The following is a 20,825-nucleotide window of genomic DNA, read 5'->3' as shown; positions in this document are numbered from 1 at the left end:
TCTTATATAACATATTCAGTTCGTGAAATAGATAAAAATGACATATTAGAGCTTGCATTTTTTCACCATGATGATAAATTAAGATTAAGTTGAATTTACTTCATCAAAAATAAATATTTAAGTAGGTGAAATAATGTTTGAAGCTTTTTTGAAAAGAGGAAAGCTTGTTTTTATTTTATTTTTTATCGTTCTCATTGCTGGCGGCTATTTATTCGCGCAGCTTCCTAAACGAGAACTGCCAGAATTCGAGGCGAATCTCGTCACGATTTCTACCGTTTTCCCTGGTGCAGATGCAAAACAGGTGGAAAGAGACGTCACCAATAAGCTGGAATCAGCTTTATCTGATATCAATGGTGTAGAGGAAACGAGCTCGGTTTCTGCCATTGGTTTCTCAAATATTGTGCTTGAAATTGAGGATCAAGCCGACTTTCAAAAGGTGGCAAGTCAAATCAAGAATGAAACGACAAGTGCTGCGTCATCTTTTCCAGACGGAGTGATGGAGCCGGATATAAAGGATGAGTTCGGCAGCGTACCCGTTGGTTCTTATATGATTGTGTCGAGTCAATCATCGGACTTAGCAAAGAGTCAGAAATCGCTGCGTGCATTGAAGGAAAAAGTAGAGGACATCAAAGGGGTAGATAATGTCGTTATCAAAGGCTTCAATGACAAACAAGCGATATTAAACTTAGATTCAAACAAGCTGGAGGGGGAAGGGTTCAATGTAACTGATGTCACAAATGCCATCAATCAGGAATTTGACACATCTCCACTAGGCGATATTCGGGCAGGTAAAGAGAAGGTCAAGCTGTCCATCGATACATATGACCGCTTAGATCAAGTCAAAAAAATTGAGCTTTTCTCAAAAACAAAACGAGAGCCGGTCACAATTAGTCAGCTTGGCAGCTTAAAAGAAGTAGAAAAAGAGAAAAGTGATATTGTGTCCTATAACGGAAAGCCCGCCTATTCATTTACAGTGAATATTAAACCAGGGCTTGATATTCCTAAAATGTATGACAAAGTCAATGATGTCATTGAGAAAGAAAAGCAGCTACCAAATGGGGTGGAGTGGGTAGACTACTATTCACAAAAAAGTGAAGTGGATGCCATTTTCAATGATTTAATAAAAGAAGCCATTGTTGCAGTCATCGCTGTCATTATCGTTACTACACTTGGACTCACGATTGGCGGGGCGTTTATCGTTTCACTCGCCATTCCGCTATCCATTACAATTGGAACCATTCCGCTGCCATTTTTACAAGTGGATCTCAATCAAATTTCGATCATCGGCTTTATCATTGCCTTAGGGATACTTGTCGATGATGCGATTGTCGTCAATGATAATATTTTAAGACAAATGAAAAAATACGAAAGTCCGCTGAAAGGAACAATTGCTGGCGTAAAAGAAGTCGCAGGGTCCATTTTGACATCAACACTTGCTGTTGTATTTGCTTTCCTGCCGCTTCTTTTCTTATCAGGTGCAAACGGTTCATTTATTCGGGCATTACCGTCTGTTCTAGTAACGACTGTGCTTGCGTCCATGGTGATTTCACTGACACTTGTGCCGGTCTATCAATATACTGTGAACAGGAAAAGAAAGAACAAGAAGAGTCAAAAAGAGCCGGGCTTCCTAGGAAAACCATTAAAAAAGCTGGCGGATTTCTATGCAGACCGTGTGCTGAAAAACATTGTGAAGCGGCCGCTCGTTATTGGACTAAGTGGCTTGCTTGTTGCAACGCTTGCTTTTTTACTTATTTTCGTCACACCATTTGAATTTTTCCCTGCGGCGAATAAGAAAGAAGTGGTCGTCACGGTCACGCTTCCAAGTGAAACAACATTAGACAAAACAAATGAAACACTAAAGAAAATAGAACAAGAAATTAAGCAGCAAAAAGGCATTGAAGAAACGGCGATTTTTGCAGGCGGTGGGGTGCCGAATCTGTTTAATGAAAGTATTTCAAATGCAAGTGACCACACTGGTCAGATTGTTGTAAGAGTAGACAATGATCAGATGACAAGTAAGGCATTGATAGATCGTATGACCGAGCCTTTGCGAGAGAAATTCAAAGAGGCTGATCTCTTTATGAAAACTATTGTTCAAGGACCGCCCTCTGGAGCGCCAGTAACAGTAACAGTTGCAGGTGACTCTTTCACAAAGCTCATTGATGTCAAAGAAACGCTAACAAATGAAATGAAAGACAAAGGAGCAAGCTTGATTACAGATGATGTCAATCAGCCGGTAAAAACGATCTCCTTTGAATTAAACCGTGAGCGAATGGCAGAGGATGGCCTCAGTGCTCAATTTGTCAGCAGACAGCTTGGGCTTGTGACAGAAGGGATTCCATTAGGTACCTTTAAACAAGGAACAAATGATATCGATTTAGTGGTAAAACAGGATACAGGTACACATCAAAATGGTTTAAAGCTAAAAGAATTGAAAGTGCCTGTGAAGACAAACGAGGGTGTTATGCCTCAACTTGAGCCGCTTAGCCGATATGTAACAGAAAAAGAAACAGAGCAGTATGAAAGCATTCCACATGAAAATGGAGTTCCAACCATTACGCTAAAGGCGTATCCCGGCGCATCAGATTCGTTTAAAGACGATATGAAAGAAGTCGTTAATCAAGTGGGGAAAAGCGCGGCAGCGAAGGATTTGACCATTTCACAAGGTGGAGAAAATGAAAATCAGACCCAGTTCTTTATTGAAATTAGTCTCTTATTTGCGGTTGTCCTGCTGCTCATTTACGTGACCATCGCATTCCAGTTCAATTCATTAATGCTTCCACTGTTAGTTCTAGGAACGGTTTACTTAGCCGTATCAGGAGCCATTATCGGACTGTTTGTCACACAAACGCCATTCAGCTTTATGGCAACAATGGGAATTGTCTCATTGGCTGGTATTGTCGTTCGAAATGCGGTCGTCTTATTCGAATTTATTGAACAGCGGCGCAAGCAAGGATTTGATCAACAGACAGCCGTCATTGAAGCGGGAAGAGCAAGGATTAGACCGATACTTTTAACAGCATTTACGGCATTAGTTGCATTAATGCCTGTTGCATTAAGTCATGATCCTCTCTTTAAGCCGCTGGCCATCTGCATTGTATCAGGTGTCTTTTTCTCAACGATTCTGACATTATTTATTGTGCCAGCCCTATATGTTGCCGTTTCAAAGAAACGCTGACGATGAAAGCAAATCTCCTCTCAACCGGAGATTTGCTTTTTTTTTTAGAAAAATATCTAAAAAAATATGTGGAGTGTTCATTTGTCTTTATCTAGTAGACAGTGGTGTTTACGACTAAAATAAGTCGTGTTAAAATCTGATTGGGAGAAGTTTTTTAACAAAGGGGTTGTACGTCATGTGTGGAACGATGAAAGCAATTGTTAAAAAAGAAAGCGCTTACGGAGCGGTGCTGACGGAGATGCCGATTCCAGAAATCAAAGATCATGAAGTATTGATAAAGGTGAAAGCCACTTCGATATGCGGAACAGACGTGCATATTTATAATTGGGATGACTGGGCTAAGGGACGAGTCAAAGCGCCTTACATTTTTGGACATGAATTTACAGGGGAAGTTGTCAAAGTGGGGAAGCAGGTCTCACGAGCAAAAGTAGGGGATTTTGTATCGGCTGAGACGCATGTTGTATGTAATCAATGTTATATGTGCTTAACAGGGCAGCAGCATTTGTGCAGTGAAACGAAAATTTTAGGGGTAGACATTGATGGCTGTTTTGCTGAATATGTCAAAATACCTGAACAAAATGTGTGGCATAATCCGGCTCAAATGCCAGTTGAGCTTGCTTCTATACAAGAGCCGCTAGGAAATGCTGTCCATACAGTACTGCACACACCTGTTTCAGGTAAATCTGTGGCGATTTTTGGCTGCGGACCAATCGGTTTAATGGCAATCGCTGTCGCAAAAGCTTCTGGAGCTGTTCAAGTGTTCGCCGTTGATAAAAATGAATACAGGCTCGATCTTGCCCGAAAAATGGGTGCAGATCATATCGTGGATATTGGGAAAGATGATCCAGTCGCGATGATTAAGCAGCTCACGCGGATGGAAGGGGCAGACGTAATGTGTGAGATGTCAGGTCATCCAGCTGCCATTAATCAAGCACTCGAAGCTTGTGCAAATGGAGGAAAAGTCAATATACTAAGCTTGCCAGAACGGCCAGTGACAATTGATATTACGAACCAAATTGTTTTTAGGGGATTAACTGTGCAAGGGATCACGGGGAGAAAAATGTTTGAGACGTGGCGTCAAGTATCTGAGCTGTTAAGAACGAATACCATTGATGTAAAGCCAGTTGTCACTCACACACTGCCATTTGAAGAGTTCGAAAAGGGTTTTGAACTCATGCGGAATGGTACGTGCGGAAAAGTCGTACTGATGATGCCATCATATCAAAGGGGGAAGAAATGATGAAGGAATTCACGTATTTACAAGATGAATTGGAAACAATGAAGCAGCAAGGCACCCACCAAACCTTAAAAGAGATCGACTCAAAACAATCATCCACTGTTACATTAAATGAACAATCTGTTATACAACTCTCCTCAAATAACTACTTAGGCCTCACCTCGCACCCAAGGCTGATGAAAGCAGCAAAAGAGGCGATTGATGAATTCGGAGCGGGTACAGGATCCGTACGAACCATCGCCGGCACAATGACAATGCATGAACGTCTTGAAAAAAAGCTTGCTGCATTTAAAAAGACAGAGGCAGCCCTTGTGTTTCAATCAGGCTTTACGACCAACCAAGGAGTTTTATCGAGTATCCTGACAAAAGATGATATTGTCATTTCGGATGAACTGAATCATGCCTCAATTATTGATGGAATCCGATTAACCAAAGCTGATAAAAAGGTATACAGTCATTCCAATATGGAAGAGCTGGAGAAGATTTTGAAAAAATCAATGAATTATCGCGTCCGTCTCATCGTAACAGACGGTGTTTTCTCAATGGATGGTGATATCGCGCCACTTCCTGAAATCGTCAGGCTAGCAGAAGCATATGATGCATTTGTCATGGTAGACGATGCGCATGCCTCGGGCGTGCTTGGCGAGAATGGCCGCGGGACGGTCAACCATTTTAAACTCGACGGCAGAGTGCACATACAGGTCGGGACACTTAGTAAGGCTGTCGGAGTGCTCGGCGGTTACGTAGCTGGTTCAGCGGTTTTAATTGATTATTTAAAACATAAAGCAAGACCGTTTTTATTCAGCACCTCACATCCGCCGGCTGTGACTAGAGCGTGTGAAGAAGCGATTGAAGTACTGTTAGATGAACCGGAGCGAATCGATACACTTTGGGAGAACGCCGCTTATTTTAAAGAAAAGGTCATCAGCCTTGGATTTCAAGTCGCCCCAACAGAGACACCGATTATCCCAATCATGATTGGAGACGAAGCACTTACTTTTCGTTTCTCAAAAGCTTTAATAGAACGAGGCGTGTTTGCTCAAGGCATCGCCTTCCCAACAGTAGCAAAAGGCAAGGCAAGAATTAGAGCCATCATCACAGCCGAGCACACAAAAGAAGAACTAGACCGGGCACTGACAATCATTGAAGAAGAAGCAAAAAAACTGAACATACTTGATTGAGAGAGCGCAGGCTCTCTTTTTCTTTTTATGAAAAATGGTTATGACTAATAGACAATTTTCATAGAAGAACCGTATATGATTTATTTTCAATTCATCACAAAATAGTCTATACTGTAGGGTGGAACTTGGTTTGAAAGGAGTACAAATTCATGAATGAAGAGCAGAGAAAAGCGAGCGGACAAGTAAGTTCATCGGACAAAAAATCCGAGAAGGACTACAGCAAATATTTTGAAGCTGTGTACATTCCGCCTTCCTTAAAAGATGCAAAAAAACGGGGTAAAGAAGAAGTCGAATACAATCAATTTCAAATTGACGAGCAGTTTCAAGGGTTAGGGAACGGCCGCAAGTTTTATATTCGCACATATGGCTGTCAAATGAATGAGCATGACACAGAAGTGATGGCTGGTATTTTTATGGCGCTTGGCTATGAACCAACAAATTCAACGGAAGATGCAAATGTCATCTTATTAAACACTTGTGCTATTCGTGAAAATGCAGAAAATAAAGTGTTTGGAGAGCTTGGTCATTTAAAAGCATTAAAACGCGAAAAGCCAGATTTAATTTTAGGTGTATGCGGATGTATGTCACAAGAAGAATCTGTCGTGAGCCGTATTTTGAAGAAACACCCATTTGTTGATTTGATTTTCGGCACGCACAACATTCACCGCCTGCCAGAGCTGTTATCTGAATGTTACCTTTCAAAAGAAATGGTGATTGAGGTTTGGTCAAAAGAAGGCGATGTGATTGAGAACCTTCCGAGAGCCCGTCAAGGTAAAATCAAGGGCTGGGTGAATATTATGTACGGCTGTGATAAATTCTGTACATACTGTATCGTGCCTTATACGCGCGGCAAGGAAAGAAGCCGCCGCCCAGATGAAATTATTCAAGAGGTCAGACGTTTAGCAGCAGAAGGATATAAGGAAATTACCCTTCTTGGTCAAAACGTGAATGCATATGGAAAAGATTTTGAAGATATGGAATATGGTCTTGGCCACCTGATGGATGAGCTGCGAAAAATTGATATTCCGCGTATCCGTTTTACAACAAGTCACCCGCGTGATTTTGATGATCACTTAATTGAAGTGCTAGCCAAGGGCGGAAATCTTCTTGATCATATTCATCTGCCAGTTCAATCGGGAAGTTCTTCTGTGCTGAAGCTTATGGCGAGAAAATATGACCGTGAGCGCTACCTTGATCTTGTGCGCAAAATCAAAGAAGCTATGCCGAATGCTTCATTAACAACGGACATTATTGTTGGGTTCCCAAATGAAACAGATGAGCAGTTTGAAGAAACACTTTCCCTCTATCGCGAGGTTGAGTTTGATGCCGCTTATACGTTCATTTATTCTCCAAGAGAAGGAACGCCGGCAGCGAAAATGAAAGACAACGTGCCAATGCGTGTGAAAAAAGAACGTCTGCAGCGCTTAAATGCACTTGTGAATGAAATTTCTGCGAAAAAAATGAAGGAATATGAAGGGCAGATTGTCGAAGTATTAGTAGAGGGTGAAAGTAAAAATAACCCTGAGATCCTAGCCGGATATACAAGTAAAAGCAAGCTTGTGAATTTTAAAGCACCAAAAGAAGCGATTGGCAACATCGTCAAAGTGAAAATCACACAAGCCAAAACTTGGTCTCTTGACGGAGAAATGGTTGGAGAAGCTATCGAGGTGAATTAAAATGACACTTTATTCAAAGAAAGAGATTGTCGAGCGCGCAAGAGAGCTCGCTAAAATGATTTCTGAAACGGAAGAAGTTGATTTCTTCAAAAAAGCAGAAGCGCAAATCAATGAAAATACAAAAATTTCAACGATCATTAATCAAATTAAGGCGCTTCAAAAACAAGCTGTGAACTTAAAGCATTACGGCAAACATGAAGCCTTAAAGCAAGTCGAAGAAAAAATCGATGCCCTGCAAGAAGAACTGGATGACATCCCAGTCATTCAAGAATTCAAAGAATCACAAATGGAAGTCAATTCCTTGCTTCAGCTTGTAGCGCACACAATTTCGAATCAAGTAACAGATGAAATCATTCTTTCAACCGGCGGTGACCTCTTATTAGGAGAAACCGGTTCAAAAGTGAAAAACTCATCACCAAGTTGCTCCATTAAATGAGAAAACCCCGCAGATGCGGGGTTTTTTTATTATATAGAATATATGTTATTTGTATTTTGCTACTGCATCAACAACAAAATGTTGATGCAGTAGCCCTTGTATTTCGTAAAAAATAAATATTATATTGAAGTGTTATCAACTAAAAATGATTTGATTCTACAGATTAAAAGATTTGAACTGAAGCTCAATGCTTAATCCAAAAATGTTTATTATAATATTAAATTGTTTCATAAGATCTCCTCCTTATATAAAGAAGGGCTACTATCTTTATTACATCAAATGACACCATTTCAGTCAACCCCAACCTCTCACTCTCCAACTTTTCCAATTTTCAAGGCAAGTTTATGGGCGACCATGCATACACTGAAACAGAAATGAATTTAATTGAACATGAAGTTCAAAATCGTGACACACTAGACGAATGCCCAGCATAAGATAAAACGATCAAGAACAAGGAGGCATGCCGGAATGTCTGAATACAGAGAAATTATTACAAAAGCGGTGGTTGCAAAAGGGAGGAAATTCACCCAAAGCACACACACCATTTCTCCATCGCAAAAACCAACCAGCATCTTAGGTGGTTGGATCATTAATCATAAGTATGATGCTGAAAAGGTCGGTAAAACGGTTGAGATCGAAGGAACATTTGATATTAACGTATGGTACTCTTACGCTGACAACACGAAAACAGAAGTCGTCACAGAGCGTGTGAAGTATGTAGACATCATTAAACTGAGATATAAAGATAAAAATTTCCTTGATGATGAGCACGAAGTGATTGCGAAAGTTTTGCAGCAGCCCAATTGCTTAGAAGTGACCATTTCTCCAAATGGCAATAAAATTATCGTTCAGGCAGAGCGTGAGTTCATTGCTGAGGTAGTCGGTGAAACAAAAATTGTTGTAGAGGTCAATTCAGACTGGAAAGAAAAAGATGATCACGAGTGGGAAGAAGAAGTGGATGAGGAGTTAGAGGATATTCATCCAGAGTTCCTAGCAGGTGATCCAGAAGAGTAATAAATGACTAGGGCGCATATCCCCCTAGTTTTTTTGTGCCTGATCTAGGAGAAAAAAGGTGATTTTTTATGCTATAATTGAAGATGGTATGAATTCGAAAGTAATATAGTGAGGGATTAGAAATATGGCAAGTTATACGCCCATGATACAGCAATATTTAAAGATCAAGGCAGATTATCAAGATGCCTTTTTATTTTTTCGCTTAGGCGATTTTTATGAGATGTTTTTTGATGATGCGAAAGAAGCGGCGCAAGAACTAGAAATTACGCTAACAAGCAGAGACGGCGGCACAATTCCAATGTGCGGTGTTCCATATCATTCTGCTTCTGCATACATAGAACAGTTGATTTCAAAAGGCTACAAGGTCGCCATTTGTGAGCAGGTGGAAGACCCTAAAACGGCAAAAGGTGTAGTCAAAAGGGAAGTCGTTCAACTGATTACACCAGGTACCGTCATGGATGGTAAAGGTTTAAGTGAAAACGAGAACAACTTCATTGCGTCTGTTACTAGCTTTCAAAATGGATACGGTCTTGCGCTGTCTGATTTATCAACAGGTGAAAACATGGCGGCTTTCATCGATCGATTAGATGAAGTCGTATCAGAAATTTATTCTGTTGGTGCAAAAGAAATTGTGGTGTCAAAGCAGCTGGATGAGGAAACAATCAAAACCCTTAAAGAACGCTGCCAAGCAACTATTTCATACGAAGATAGTGATGAACTATTAGAGGAAGCTGAACAGCTCGTTTCCCATCTTGACGACAAGTTAAAAACGGCATTTTTAACACTATATGCCTACTTAAGAAGAACGCAAAAAAGAAGCTTGGATCACCTTCAGCAAGTTCAAGTGTTTGAGCTTGAACAAACGATGAAAATTGATCTTTACTCAAAACGAAACCTTGAATTAACAGAAACGATTCGTTCAAAAAGCAAAAAAGGCTCTTTATTATGGCTGTTAGATGAAACAAAAACAGCGATGGGCGGCAGACTGCTCAAGCAATGGATCGACCGGCCGCTCATTCGTCTTTCGCAAATCAACGAGCGCCAGGAAATGGTGCAAATTCTGATGGATCATTTCTTTGAGCGCGAGGATCTGCGCGAACGATTAAAGCAAGTATATGATCTTGAGCGTCTAGCGGGCCGCGTAGCATTTGGCAACGTGAATGCCCGTGACCTCATTCAGCTCAAGGAATCTTTAAAACAAGTACCGGATATTAAACAACTCGTTCAATCATTACCAGAGGAAATGGCAAAATCAAGAGCGAATGAGATTGATCCTTGCGGCGACCTGCTTGAGTTATTAGAAGATGCACTTTATGAAAATCCGCCGATGACGATAAAAGAAGGCAATTTGATTAAAGATGGCTACAATGCAAAATTAGATGAATACCGTGATGCCAGCCGAAACGGAAAGAACTGGATTGCACGTCTCGAACAGCAGGAAAGAGAATATACCGGCATTCGCTCATTAAAAGTCGGGTTTAATAAAGTGTTTGGTTATTATATCGAAGTGACACGTGCAAATACACATCTGCTGGAGGAAGGGCGTTATGAAAGAAAACAAACGCTTGCCAATGCTGAGAGGTATATCACACCTGAATTAAAAGAAAAAGAAGCACTGATTCTTGAAGCGGAATCAAATATTAACGAATTGGAATATGAACTATTTACAGCTCTCAGGGAGCAAGTAAAAGGCTATATTCCTAGATTACAGCTGCTCGCAAAACAAATGAGTGAGCTGGATGCGCTTCAATGCTTTGCGACTGTTAGTGAAAAGCGCCGTTATATCCGTCCGGAATTCTCAGAGGATGACGTGGATGTCAAGGATGGCCGTCACCCTGTCGTTGAAAAAGTGCTGGATCACCAGGAATATGTACCGAATGACTGCCATATGGGAAAAGGAAGACAAACCTTACTCATCACTGGACCGAATATGTCAGGGAAAAGTACGTATATGAGACAAATGGCTCTCATCTCGATTCTTGCACAGATTGGCTGCTTTGTACCTGCGTCAAAGGCGACGCTACCAATCTTCGATCAAATCTTTACCCGTATTGGTGCAGCAGATGATTTGATTTCTGGTCAAAGTACTTTTATGGTAGAGATGCTCGAAGCAAAAAATGCGATGGTGCACGCAACGAAAAACAGCTTGATTTTATTCGATGAAATTGGACGTGGGACAAGCACCTATGATGGAATGGCGCTTGCGCAGGCGATCATTGAATTTGTTCATGATCATATTGGGGCCAAAACCCTATTTTCTACACATTACCATGAGCTGACAGTTCTTGAATCTCAATTAAGCGAGCTGAAAAATGTTCATGTGCGCGCTGAAGAGCATGAAGGCACAGTCGTTTTCTTACATCAAATCAAAGAAGGTGCAGCTGATAAAAGCTATGGTATTCATGTAGCACAGCTAGCTGAATTGCCTGATGCCATCATCAATAGAGCCCAGACCATTTTAACGGAGCTTGAGAGCGGATCACATGACGTGACCCCGAACGTATCTCCAGCACCAAAAGTAGAAAAGACTGAAGAAAAACAGCAGCTATCTTTCTTTGAAGTAGAAGAAAAACCGCAGCCAAAAGCTGCTCTAAAACAGAAAGATCAGGCGGTCATCGATGAATTAAAATCATACAACCTAATGGATATGACGCCGCTTGAAGCTATGACAAAGCTGTATGAATTGCAAAAGAAATTATAATGTAAGGTGAGGTGAGCAGAAATGGCAAAGATTATTCAGTTATCTGATGACCTATCCAATAAAATTGCTGCAGGTGAAGTGGTCGAGCGCCCAGCTTCTGTTGTAAAGGAGCTTGTGGAAAATGCGATCGATGCAAAAAGTACAGTGATTGAAATCGATGTAGAAGAAGCAGGTCTTTCTTCTATAAGGATTATTGATAATGGTGTTGGAATCGATGCTGAAGATTGTAAGCTCGCCTTCCAGCGTCATGCAACGAGCAAAATCAAAGACGAAAATGATCTGTTCCGTGTCAGAACCCTTGGATTCAGGGGAGAGGCACTGCCAAGTATTGCATCTGTCTCTCATTTAGAAATGAAAACAAGTACTGGCGAAGGAGCTGGGACACACCTAGCTTTGCAAGGCGGGAAAATCATTTCAGAGAAAAAAACCTCTGGCCGCCGCGGCACTGAGATTGTGGTCACCAATTTATTTTACAATACGCCAGCCCGCCTGAAATATATGAAAACCGTTCATACGGAGCTTGGTAATATATCGGATGTGGTCAACCGAATTGCGCTAGCTCATCCCGAAGTATCGATCCGTTTGCGTCATCAAGGGAAAGTTCTCCTCCAAACGAATGGAAACGGAGATGTGCGTCATGTACTTGCGGCCATTTATGGAACAGCCGTGGCGAAAAAAATGCTGCCGCTCCACGTACAATCACTTGATTTTGAAGTGAAAGGATATATTTCCTTACCAGAAGTGACGAGGGCATCACGGAATTATATGTCTTCTGTTGTAAACGGCCGATATGTCAAACATTTTCCGCTCGTGAAAGCGATCCATGAAGGATATCACACGCTGCTTCCAATTGGCCGTCATCCAATTACATTTATTGAGATGAAGATGGATCCGATTTTAGTCGATGTGAACGTTCATCCTTCGAAGCTTGAAGTGAGACTAAGTAAAGAACAGGAACTTCATGAGCTGATTAAACAAGGAATTAAGGAAGTATTTCAAAAGCAGCAGCTCATTCCAAGTGCTTCAGTACCAAAAAAAGCACCAACACCAGCTGTGAAAAATGAGCAACAATCCTTAACCTTTGATGCGAAACAAGGAAACCAAAGCCAACCGGAAACACCGCTATCCTATCAGCCGGAGCCGCACGAGTCGGTCGTATACGAGACAAGTTATACCGATGCATACGGGATGCCTAAACAAGAGAAGACAGAAGCATCATCACCAGTAGCTTATGAAGAAGTATCATCTGAGCGTATTCAGTTAGAGGAATCCGCCGCTTCATTTGAAGAGGAAGAGACGATACTATATGAAGATGTGACAGAGACGATGCTTGAAAACGAACGCGTCCCTGTGATGTATCCAATTGGGCAAATGCACGGCACATATATTTTGGCTCAAAATGAACGAGGACTTTATATCATTGACCAGCATGCAGCTCAAGAGCGAATCAAGTATGAGTATTATCGTGAGAAGGTAGGAGAGATCGAACAGGAAGTGCAAGAAATGCTCGTCCCTTTAACATTTCACTACTCTAAAAACGATATGCTGATCATTGAAGAGCATAAGGATATTCTAGCAAAAGTGGGGGTCTTCTTAGAGCCCTTTGGTTCAGGAAGCTACATCGTTCGTTCGCATCCGCAGTGGTTTCCGAAAGGTGAAGAGGCTGAACTGATCGAAGAGATTATAGAGCAAGTGCTTAATGAAAAACGTGTTGACATCAAGAAACTGAGAGAAGAAGCGGCGATTATGATGAGCTGCAAAGGCTCAATCAAAGCAAATCGTCATTTGCGTCATGATGAAATCAAAGCCTTATTAGATGAACTCCGGACAACGAAGGATCCATTCACCTGTCCACACGGCCGGCCGATCATTATTCATCACTCCACTTATGAAATGGAGAAAATGTTTAAACGGGTGATGTGATATAAAAAAAGCGCTCTTAACAGAGCGCTCAGCGTGTAGACAAACCCTCGCATTCGTTGTCAGGTCTGCGCTTCGGTGCTCACGAATGTCAAATTCGCTCCGCTCCGATGCTCGTCCTTCCTAGACTGCAAAGGTTTTCTATCACGCTGAAAAAAAGACAAAGGGCTAAAATTAAGATCATTTTAGCCCTTTGTCAACAATCTGAAGCGCTCTTAACAGAGCGCTTTTTTCTTTAGCATCCGCAAGGATCTGGCGGTGTGACCACAACTGGCCGTGTATTAATATCAAGCGTATCTTCTGCATAAAATGTAGAACCGATGCTGAGTGCTCGATTTTCTGCGCGGAACGTATATGTACCTGCAGCAGGAAGTACTTTATGTGAAAGCTTTAATGTATACTTGGAAATTCCAAGTAAATCCAATCTGAGCGGAATACGAACGGTTTGCCCGTTGTTCAAAATGTAGCTGTCTTTTAATGCTTTACCGTTCATAATGTCTTTCGTTGTTGCTTGGAAACCCTTTGGCAATGTGAACTCTACTGTACCAAGACTTAAAACTGAATTTGGGCTGTACGTCAGCTCAATGTCAGAATAAGACCATTCCTGCTTACTAGCTCCTGTAATTTTAGCGTAAAGCGCAGCTGGCTTTACATTGGTTGATGCTTTGCTTTCGGCTCCTTCAGCAGATGCAGAAAGTGGTACTGACAGCGCCATAACCAATGTGAGCATCCCCAGCATAAGAATCGTCCATGTTTTTTTCATTTTTTCCTTCCCCCTTGTTGAATATAGGTAAATAATAGATGATTACACCCATTATTTACCTATAATGTTACCATATTACCATATGGTATTAAATGGGATATTATACCCTTATTTTGTCATTCTTTAGTAATAGCGGGGGAATAGCGCATTTGGTTGATTCATTCCGTAAAAATGGCCAGGCATTTGCTGGTTTGTTGGCATCATCATATGCATATCTTGATAACCGTATGGATGGTGCGGCATCATCCCGTACCATCCATAATGGCCTAGATGATGGTGGTCCTTCATTGGAACATGCTTTGAAAAGTAATCATGCTGATTTGGAAACGTTGAATAGGGTGAATGATGATGTGGATGGTGCACATTATACATATCTTTTTTGCCGTTATGATAATGGTTTGGCATATTCATATGATCATGCATGTTTGGTGCGATCATATGCTCATGATTGGCTGTATACACATTTTCAAATGTGTGATAGGGATTTTCTTGGTGATAATGATTCATTTGGCTGTTCATATCGTTCATGTATATCTCATCCTTTATGTCAGGTTGCCATATCCTATGAGACAGATTTACTTGATGAGCCTATCCATACGAAAGAAAAAAACCGGCTTTTCAGCCGGGAAAAGGAAAAGCAGGTAAAGCGTCAAGCCTTAAATTTCGTAGCGATGTCTTCTTCTACGACGCTTTTTACATCTGCTGCAGACACTTTTAGGAAAATAACAGGGATCGTAGCTTCGAGAGGTATCCCAAAAATCGCTCTCAAACCATTTATCTTTTTTATGACAATACTTTTTTTCTTTACATGGATCCTCATAGTGATGATCGTCATGCTTTTTATGACAGTTTGAGTGGGAATGTTTGCACTTGCATTTGCACATTGTCATCCCTCCTAAATGTGACTCAATGCTAGTATATGCAAGAAAGAGTCATGAGGACTGGATGCTCTCACTTCTTTTATAAAAAAGGCTTTTTCTGAAAAAACTCAAATAAAAAGAATTGACTAGTGCTAAATTAACATGATAAAATATAAATTTTTATCCTCTGATGAAATGTGTTATAATGATATTGTGAATACTTTCGGAGGTGGCGGATTTGTTTCAAATAGGTGATAAAATTGTTTATCCAATGCATGGAGCCGGTGTGATTGAAGGAATGGAAGAAAAAGAGATTTTAGGTAAGACGCAGGAATATTTTCTGATTCAAATGCCGAATATGCAGATGATGGTCCCAAAAGGCAGAATCAATCAACTAGGTATACGTCCGGTAGCAGATCAAGCAACGCTGAAAGTTGTGATGAACAATTTTGCAGAAGAAACAAACGACGACACGCTTACTTGGAAGCAAAGATATGATGAAAATCTGAAAAAGCTAAAAACAGGTGCGATCGAAGATGGTGCAGACGTTGTTAAAGATCTGATGAGAAGAAATCAGAAGAAAGCATTAAATTCAAGTGAAAAGAAGATGCTTGAAGATGCAAGAGGCATGTTAGTGAGTGAGATTTCACTTGCGCAGGGACTGTCGCAAGATGAAGTGATGACAGCTTTAGAGAATGAATTAAGAATGTAATGATGATATACAGAGACTAGCTGTAAACAGAAGAGGAGACTCCTTTGTTTACAGCTTTTTTGTTTTGAAAAAAAGAGTAATATTGGCATTTTTGTAGGTGGTTTTAACTAATATTGAAATGAGGTCATACGATTTAGTTTTTACGTGGACAACAAAAATTCAAAGACCTCTGATATACCTAGATGACATTAAAAACAGGTAAGTTTTCCTGATTCATTCAAATGAGCCGGACAACCTTTGAATTTTTTAAGCCATTGATAGTAAAATATTGCGGTAAGATGACACCTAAGAGAAAAAAGGAGCGGTGAAATGAAAAGGTTACTAATAAGTGGATTCATCTTTCTTATTCTGTGTACTCTTTTAATGGTGAAATGCACCCATTCTGTTCAAGAAAAAAAAGAGCAAAAGAAGCATTATCAAGAGGTAGAAAAGTATCAAAAAGAGCGAAAACAAGGTGATCAATACGAAAGCTTTAAACAGCTCATACGACATGAAAAAGAAGGGTACGAGATAGAATTTCACGAAAAGGGCGGAAGTGATTTACTCGTATTTTCTCCTCATGGAGGTGAGATTGAACCAGGAACAAGTGAAATTGTAGAAGCCTTTCAAGAAAGCTATTCTACATATTTGTTCGAAGGTACAAAGCAAGACAATAACCGGGACCTGCATATCACGAGTACTAATTTTGATGAACCCGTTTTGGTTCAAATGATTAAAACGTATCCTTTTTCAATTTCCATCCACGGCTATAGAAGTGATAAAAGACACACGCTCGTTGGAGGCACAAATGAAAAAATGCAAAGAGCGGTTGTGCGAGAACTAAGAGATCGAGGATTTTCCGCAGAAATGGTACAAAAAGGCGAACGGCTTTCTGGTACAGATCCTAAAAATATAAATAATCAAAATGCAAGTGGAGAAAGTGTTCAGCTAGAAATTAGTACAGCGCAAAGAGAAGCTTTTTTTGACAATTTTGATACGAGAAAAGGAAAGAAAAAAGCATTCAGACGTTATATCAATGCGTTAAAAGAAGTACTAAGAGAATTCGACCCGTCTTCGTAAAAAAAGTTTTGATGGGCAAAAGTACTCTATTTAAACTTGGTAAAAAAGATAGGAATATGCGATTTGAACATAAAATATGTAATAACTTACAATTTGCCTTAAAAACATAAATTATGTAAAATAATAGTTATCAGTTTGATATGATAGAATGGGGCTGAAGTGGATGGCACACAAAATACCATCTTCCGAAGTAGGTGTAAAGATCAATCAATGGTACACGCATATTTGCAAATTTGAAGTTGAACAAGCAAACGGCATGAAGCGCCTTGTTGAAGAAGAAATTCATGATATGGAAGAGGATCAAGATTTACTCCTATATTATTCTCTAATGGATTTTCGCCATCAAATGATGCTTCAGCACTTAGCGCCCGTCCATGCAGGGAGTGAAACGCTTCAAGCAGTGTCCTTTCCTAAAGAAATTGACGATGCAGAAGATGAGATGACAGGCTTACTAGGCTATTATTTTCATTTTTTTCATGGAATGTATGCGTTTATCCAGCGCCGGTATATCGAGGCCATTTCATATTACAAGCATGCGGAACATCAACTGATTTTAGTGACAGATGAGATCGAAAAAGCAGAATTCTACTATAAAATCGCAGAAGTATACTATCATATGAAACAAACTTATTTCTCCATGCACTATGCTAAAAAGGCGAGAGACATCTATAAGAAACATCAGCTTTATGGAAAAAGAAGCATTCAATGTGATTTTGTCATGGCAGGTAATTGGATTGATGTCAATCAGTATCAAAAAGCGCTTCCTTATTTAGAAAAAGCGTTAAAAGTCTGTGAAGCGATGGAACAAAAAGAATGTACATCTTACTTTAAAGCAATGGCTCTTAATAACTTAGGCACTTGTCATTATAGTATGGGAACGTACCATACAGCGACTGTCTTTTTTGAACAAGCCATTTCACTTTATCAGAAAGATCAAGCATCCACGATGATCAAATCGTTGTTTTCACTTGCCCTTACTTGTTTTAAACTCGGAGATATTCAGCGGGCGGGCGAGGCCATCTCTACAGGAATGAAAGAGGCTTGTGTATTGGAAGATGAAATTTATCAGTTGAAATTCCAATTTTTACAGGCGCTCTATATAGAGAAAGACGGCTGTGAGCAATTGAGGTCGGCCCTTTTTGGCCTGAGAAATAAAAAAATGTTTGCTGATTTAGAGGAATTAGCACTTGATGCGGCTAATTATTATAAGGAACGCGACATGTACAAGGAATCTTCCACTTTTTTTGAGATTGTGATCGAAGCGCGTACGCACATTCAAAAAGGAGATGAGATGTATGAGAACGAAGCATAACATGTCAGCTGCTCAAGTAGATGAAAGACTTCACACTTAAAAATGAGACAAACAACACCCTTTACGCATAAACGTAAAGGGCTTTTTTCTTTATTCTTTGATTGCTTTTTCTGCGTCAATTGCACCTGCTCCATAAATCATCGGATCATCCCCAGACCACTTGCTTGTATTTTCTTTTAACAGGGTTTTGACTTCATCTGGCGTTAAATCTGGTGAATGCTCTAATAGTAGAGCGCAAATACCAGCACAAATCGGTGTTGCCATCGATGTGCCAGATAACGTTGTATAATCATCGTCTACTCTGCTTGATTTGTCGAGTTTATCCAGAAAGGATCTTGGTGATCTGAGAGAAACGATGTTTACTCCTGGTGCGAGGATATCAGGCTTTGCTTCCCCGTAAACAGTAGGCCCTCTGCTTGAAAATGGTGCCACGATATCGTCACTTGATTCTGGTGTATTCCTGTCATCATAGGCTCCGACCGTAATGACTTTTTGACTGACAGCAGGGCTTGCAATCGTCTGGCTGTTAGGACCAGAGTTCCCGGCAGCGACGCATACAACAATCCCTTGATCCCAAGCCGCATTGACAGCACGCACCATTGGATCGTCCTGTTCGTCATCATAACGCTGCGCAGCTCCGCCTAGCGACATACTGATAATATGAATCGGATCATCAGGGTGGTCTTCGTTGAACTGCATACACCATTCAACACCTTCTATAATAGTAGAAAGTGATCCAGCCCCTTGTTTATTTAACACTTTCACACCAATCAGATTTGCTTTTGGGGCAGGTCCTTTGTATAAGCCGTCTGAGGCGGATCCATCTCCCGCGACATCTCCCGCGCAGTGTGTACCGTGGCCATTATCATCATAAGGCTTTGTTTTTTGTTTGACTAAATCCACAAAATCACGAATTCTTCCATCTAAATCTTCATGCGGATAAATTCCCGTGTCAATGACAGCGACCGTAATGCCTTCACCGGTTAAAGTTGTCCCGTTTCGGATGACTTCTTCAGCATGACTTGCTTGTGTGGCTACGTCCAGCAGCGCATGAACTTTCCGGTCTAAATAAATTTTACGAATATGCTCACCGTTTGCTAATAGCTCCTCTAAAGCAGCAGGGGTTAAATCAGCAGCGCAGCAGTCGATATGTGAAAAATGTCGTTTTATATTTGTTTTTCTGCTTTTTTTCATTAATTGTTTCGTGCTTTGAATCCCTGCCTCGGCTGCACCTTTCTTAAATTCAATGATCACACGAAGCTTCTTTTTCTTCTTCAGCCTGCCTTCGAAAAAACGATGAAGAAAGCATGGCGTCCATTTAAAAGGTTTATAAAGGTGAAGAACGGTTTCTCTTAAAGGCTGATCTAGTTTACTAGCATGTGTTCTGACCATTTGCACCATAGAAAATCCAAACATGTGATGCCCTCCATTCCAGCTATCCATTCTCGTACACTCTTACGTTATGTGATTGAGAACTGCTTGGTTCGGATTCTTGTCCCTTCTTTTCTTTATATTGGCGGCTTGCTTATGCCTTTCAAAAAAGAAAAGCGCTTACATTTTGTAAAATAATAGAAAAAGGTGGAAATCATGTAGAATCTGCCGATGATAGGTGGGAGAGTTCTTCTAAGAGAACCAGCGAATCAAAGGATTTTGCAGAAAAAGGAGGGGTGTAGACAGGGTCAATGCTCATATAAATGTGATGCGTGACAGATGGAAAAAATCAAATCCTTATCAAAAAAAGCCGAATTAAAGAAAACAGACTGGATAGGACTAGGTCATATTAAACATAACGTCATTTCTTTGTCATACTATTCTAACTCTGTTTTCAAAGAGGAGAGGCGTTTCTGTGTATATAAATGCAATTATCTTATTTTTGAGGAATCTCATGATCTAGAGTGTTATGATCAAACGTGAAGAGAAAATGTGGAAAAAATGATAAGAAATGATGATTCAATATAAATCATAGAAACGGCTTAGAAATCTGTTAAAGGAGAACGGGAATGAAGAAGTTTTTTGCTTTGCTTCTCCTGCTTGCGATCGGATGGGGCGTTTATTATACCATGCAAGCACAGGAACATGATGAGCCAGTGTCATCAGGTGGGGAAGACGAAAGCGGTTCAAATGATATTTATCGAAATTTTAAAGAACTGGAAGAAAACGAATCAACAAGCAGCTACAACATTACAGCCAACCCAGTGCCCGGCAGCCGCCTTCTTGTGATGTCACCTCATGGCGGGAGGATTGAAGGCGGCGTGAGCGAGATTGTCCATTTTTTTGACAACGATTTTTCGACGTATTTATTTGAAGGTCTAAGAGAGAATGCATCAGAACTTCATATTACAAGTACAAACTTTGATGAGCCAATCGGCGTCGCGCAGGCAAAAGCACATGATTACGTGTTAGCAGTGCATGGATACAAAGGCGAGGAAGGAATTGACCATACTCTCGTCGGCGGAACAGATTACGACCGTGCAGAGAAAATTGTGAGCTCATTAGAGCGGAACGGGTTTTCTGCTGAACTAGCTGTCGCACACGCAACCCTGAGCGGGACAAGCAATCATAATATTAATAATCTTACTAAAACAGGGCAAAGTGTGCAGCTTGAGATTAGCAGAAGTCAGCGTGAAGCTTTATTTGACAGTTTCGACTTTCGGAGGCGGTCTAGTACAAAAAACGAGACGTTCTATCGTTATGTCAGGGCAATTCGCACAGTGCTTGATGAAGAATATACATAAGGGCCGTGCACATGTTAAGACAAGCTGGGGAATTCTTGTTA

The 20,825-nt window shown here is 40.6% G+C and carries 15 protein-coding genes; 12 read left to right on the top strand and 3 right to left on the bottom strand.

Going from position 1 to position 20,825, the window contains the following annotated elements:
- Window positions 1-133: 133 nt before the first annotated feature.
- The 8 genes from AC3WTB_RS00970 (at window position 134) to mutL (ending at window position 13,346) form a co-directional block, all read left to right on the top strand.
- A complete protein-coding gene (locus AC3WTB_RS00970) occupies window positions 134-3,178 on the top strand; it encodes an efflux RND transporter permease subunit (protein WP_492333204.1) in 3,045 nt (1,014 codons plus the stop codon).
- A 175-nt stretch (window positions 3,179-3,353) separates the two neighbouring features.
- Entirely contained in the window at window positions 3,354-4,418 is a 1,065-nt protein-coding gene (gene tdh, locus AC3WTB_RS00965; RefSeq protein WP_039178727.1) for an L-threonine 3-dehydrogenase, read from the top strand.
- Entirely contained in the window at window positions 4,415-5,596 is a 1,182-nt protein-coding gene (locus tag AC3WTB_RS00960) for a glycine C-acetyltransferase (RefSeq protein ID WP_126681849.1), read from the top strand. Before tdh ends, AC3WTB_RS00960 begins: the two co-directional genes overlap by 4 nt.
- 149 nt (window positions 5,597-5,745) lie before the next feature.
- Window positions 5,746-7,272, top strand: coding sequence for a tRNA (N6-isopentenyl adenosine(37)-C2)-methylthiotransferase MiaB (gene miaB, locus AC3WTB_RS00955; protein ID WP_034281907.1), 1,527 nt, complete (start codon window positions 5,746-5,748; stop codon window positions 7,270-7,272).
- Between the two features lies 1 nt (window position 7,273).
- Window positions 7,274-7,708 (top strand): regulatory iron-sulfur-containing complex subunit RicA, encoded by a 435-nt coding sequence (gene ricA / locus AC3WTB_RS00950; RefSeq protein ID WP_008358013.1) that lies wholly within the window; start codon window positions 7,274-7,276, stop codon window positions 7,706-7,708.
- Between the two features lie 468 nt (window positions 7,709-8,176).
- Complete coding sequence (gene cotE / locus AC3WTB_RS00945) at window positions 8,177-8,722, top strand: outer spore coat protein CotE (RefSeq protein WP_039178732.1); 546 nt, start codon at window positions 8,177-8,179, stop codon at window positions 8,720-8,722.
- Window positions 8,723-8,846: 124 nt separating this feature from the next.
- Window positions 8,847-11,423 (top strand): DNA mismatch repair protein MutS, encoded by a 2,577-nt coding sequence (gene mutS, locus AC3WTB_RS00940; RefSeq protein WP_492333203.1) that lies wholly within the window; start codon window positions 8,847-8,849, stop codon window positions 11,421-11,423.
- A gap of 21 nt (window positions 11,424-11,444) precedes the next feature.
- On the top strand, window positions 11,445-13,346 hold the full coding sequence (gene mutL / locus AC3WTB_RS00935) for a DNA mismatch repair endonuclease MutL (RefSeq protein ID WP_492333202.1): 1,902 nt from the start codon (window positions 11,445-11,447) through the stop codon (window positions 13,344-13,346).
- A gap of 232 nt (window positions 13,347-13,578) precedes the next feature.
- Here the strand turns inward: mutL and bslA are convergent, their stop codons facing one another.
- Window positions 13,579-14,106 (bottom strand): biofilm surface layer hydrophobin BslA, encoded by a 528-nt coding sequence (gene bslA / locus AC3WTB_RS00930; protein WP_058837651.1) that lies wholly within the window; start codon window positions 14,104-14,106, stop codon window positions 13,579-13,581.
- A 123-nt stretch (window positions 14,107-14,229) separates the two neighbouring features.
- A complete protein-coding gene (locus AC3WTB_RS00925; protein ID WP_330545110.1) occupies window positions 14,230-14,634 on the bottom strand; it encodes a hypothetical protein in 405 nt (134 codons plus the stop codon).
- 570 nt (window positions 14,635-15,204) lie between these two features.
- Between AC3WTB_RS00925 and AC3WTB_RS00920 the strand changes: the two genes are divergently transcribed.
- From AC3WTB_RS00920 to AC3WTB_RS00910, 3 genes are all read left to right on the top strand, one after another.
- On the top strand, window positions 15,205-15,678 hold the full coding sequence (locus AC3WTB_RS00920) for a CarD family transcriptional regulator (RefSeq protein WP_039178750.1): 474 nt from the start codon (window positions 15,205-15,207) through the stop codon (window positions 15,676-15,678).
- Between the two features lie 309 nt (window positions 15,679-15,987).
- Window positions 15,988-16,737 carry a poly-gamma-glutamate hydrolase family protein gene (locus AC3WTB_RS00915; RefSeq protein WP_126681852.1) on the top strand — a complete coding sequence of 250 codons (750 nt, stop codon included), beginning with the start codon at window positions 15,988-15,990 and terminating at the stop codon, window positions 16,735-16,737.
- Between the two features lie 163 nt (window positions 16,738-16,900).
- A complete protein-coding gene (locus AC3WTB_RS00910) occupies window positions 16,901-18,049 on the top strand; it encodes a Rap family tetratricopeptide repeat protein (RefSeq protein ID WP_034281920.1) in 1,149 nt (382 codons plus the stop codon).
- 90 nt (window positions 18,050-18,139) lie between these two features.
- On the opposite strand, the gene AC3WTB_RS00905 is transcribed toward AC3WTB_RS00910, so the two are convergent.
- Entirely contained in the window at window positions 18,140-19,465 is a 1,326-nt protein-coding gene (locus AC3WTB_RS00905; protein ID WP_126681853.1) for a S8 family peptidase, read from the bottom strand.
- A gap of 584 nt (window positions 19,466-20,049) precedes the next feature.
- On the opposite strand from AC3WTB_RS00905, the gene AC3WTB_RS00900 reads away from it, so the two are divergent.
- Window positions 20,050-20,784 carry a poly-gamma-glutamate hydrolase family protein gene (locus AC3WTB_RS00900; RefSeq protein WP_039178760.1) on the top strand — a complete coding sequence of 245 codons (735 nt, stop codon included), beginning with the start codon at window positions 20,050-20,052 and terminating at the stop codon, window positions 20,782-20,784.
- Window positions 20,785-20,825 lie beyond the last annotated feature (41 nt).

The organism is Bacillus sp. EB106-04-04-XG123, assembly GCF_058791855.1.
This window is presented reverse-complemented; position numbering and strand designations above follow the sequence as displayed.

Bases quoted from the DNA above. Each gene is read 5' to 3' on its own strand.
- AC3WTB_RS00970 (WP_492333204.1), top strand. From the start codon at position 134: ATGTTTGAAGCTTTTTTGAAAAGAGGAAAGCTTGTTTTTATTTTATTT.
- tdh (WP_039178727.1), top strand. From the start codon at position 3,354: ATGTGTGGAACGATGAAAGCAATTGTTAAAAAAGAAAGCGCTTACGGA.
- AC3WTB_RS00960 (WP_126681849.1), top strand. From the start codon at position 4,415: ATGATGAAGGAATTCACGTATTTACAAGATGAATTGGAAACAATGAAG.
- miaB (WP_034281907.1), top strand. From the start codon at position 5,746: ATGAATGAAGAGCAGAGAAAAGCGAGCGGACAAGTAAGTTCATCGGAC.
- ricA (WP_008358013.1), top strand. From the start codon at position 7,274: ATGACACTTTATTCAAAGAAAGAGATTGTCGAGCGCGCAAGAGAGCTC.
- cotE (WP_039178732.1), top strand. From the start codon at position 8,177: ATGTCTGAATACAGAGAAATTATTACAAAAGCGGTGGTTGCAAAAGGG.
- mutS (WP_492333203.1), top strand. From the start codon at position 8,847: ATGGCAAGTTATACGCCCATGATACAGCAATATTTAAAGATCAAGGCA.
- mutL (WP_492333202.1), top strand. From the start codon at position 11,445: ATGGCAAAGATTATTCAGTTATCTGATGACCTATCCAATAAAATTGCT.
- bslA (WP_058837651.1), bottom strand. From the start codon at position 14,106: ATGAAAAAAACATGGACGATTCTTATGCTGGGGATGCTCACATTGGTT.
- AC3WTB_RS00925 (WP_330545110.1), bottom strand. From the start codon at position 14,634: ATGAACGATATGAACAGCCAAATGAATCATTATCACCAAGAAAATCCC.
- AC3WTB_RS00915 (WP_126681852.1), top strand. From the start codon at position 15,988: ATGAAAAGGTTACTAATAAGTGGATTCATCTTTCTTATTCTGTGTACT.
- AC3WTB_RS00910 (WP_034281920.1), top strand. From the start codon at position 16,901: ATGGCACACAAAATACCATCTTCCGAAGTAGGTGTAAAGATCAATCAA.
- AC3WTB_RS00905 (WP_126681853.1), bottom strand. From the start codon at position 19,465: ATGTTTGGATTTTCTATGGTGCAAATGGTCAGAACACATGCTAGTAAA.
- AC3WTB_RS00900 (WP_039178760.1), top strand. From the start codon at position 20,050: ATGAAGAAGTTTTTTGCTTTGCTTCTCCTGCTTGCGATCGGATGGGGC.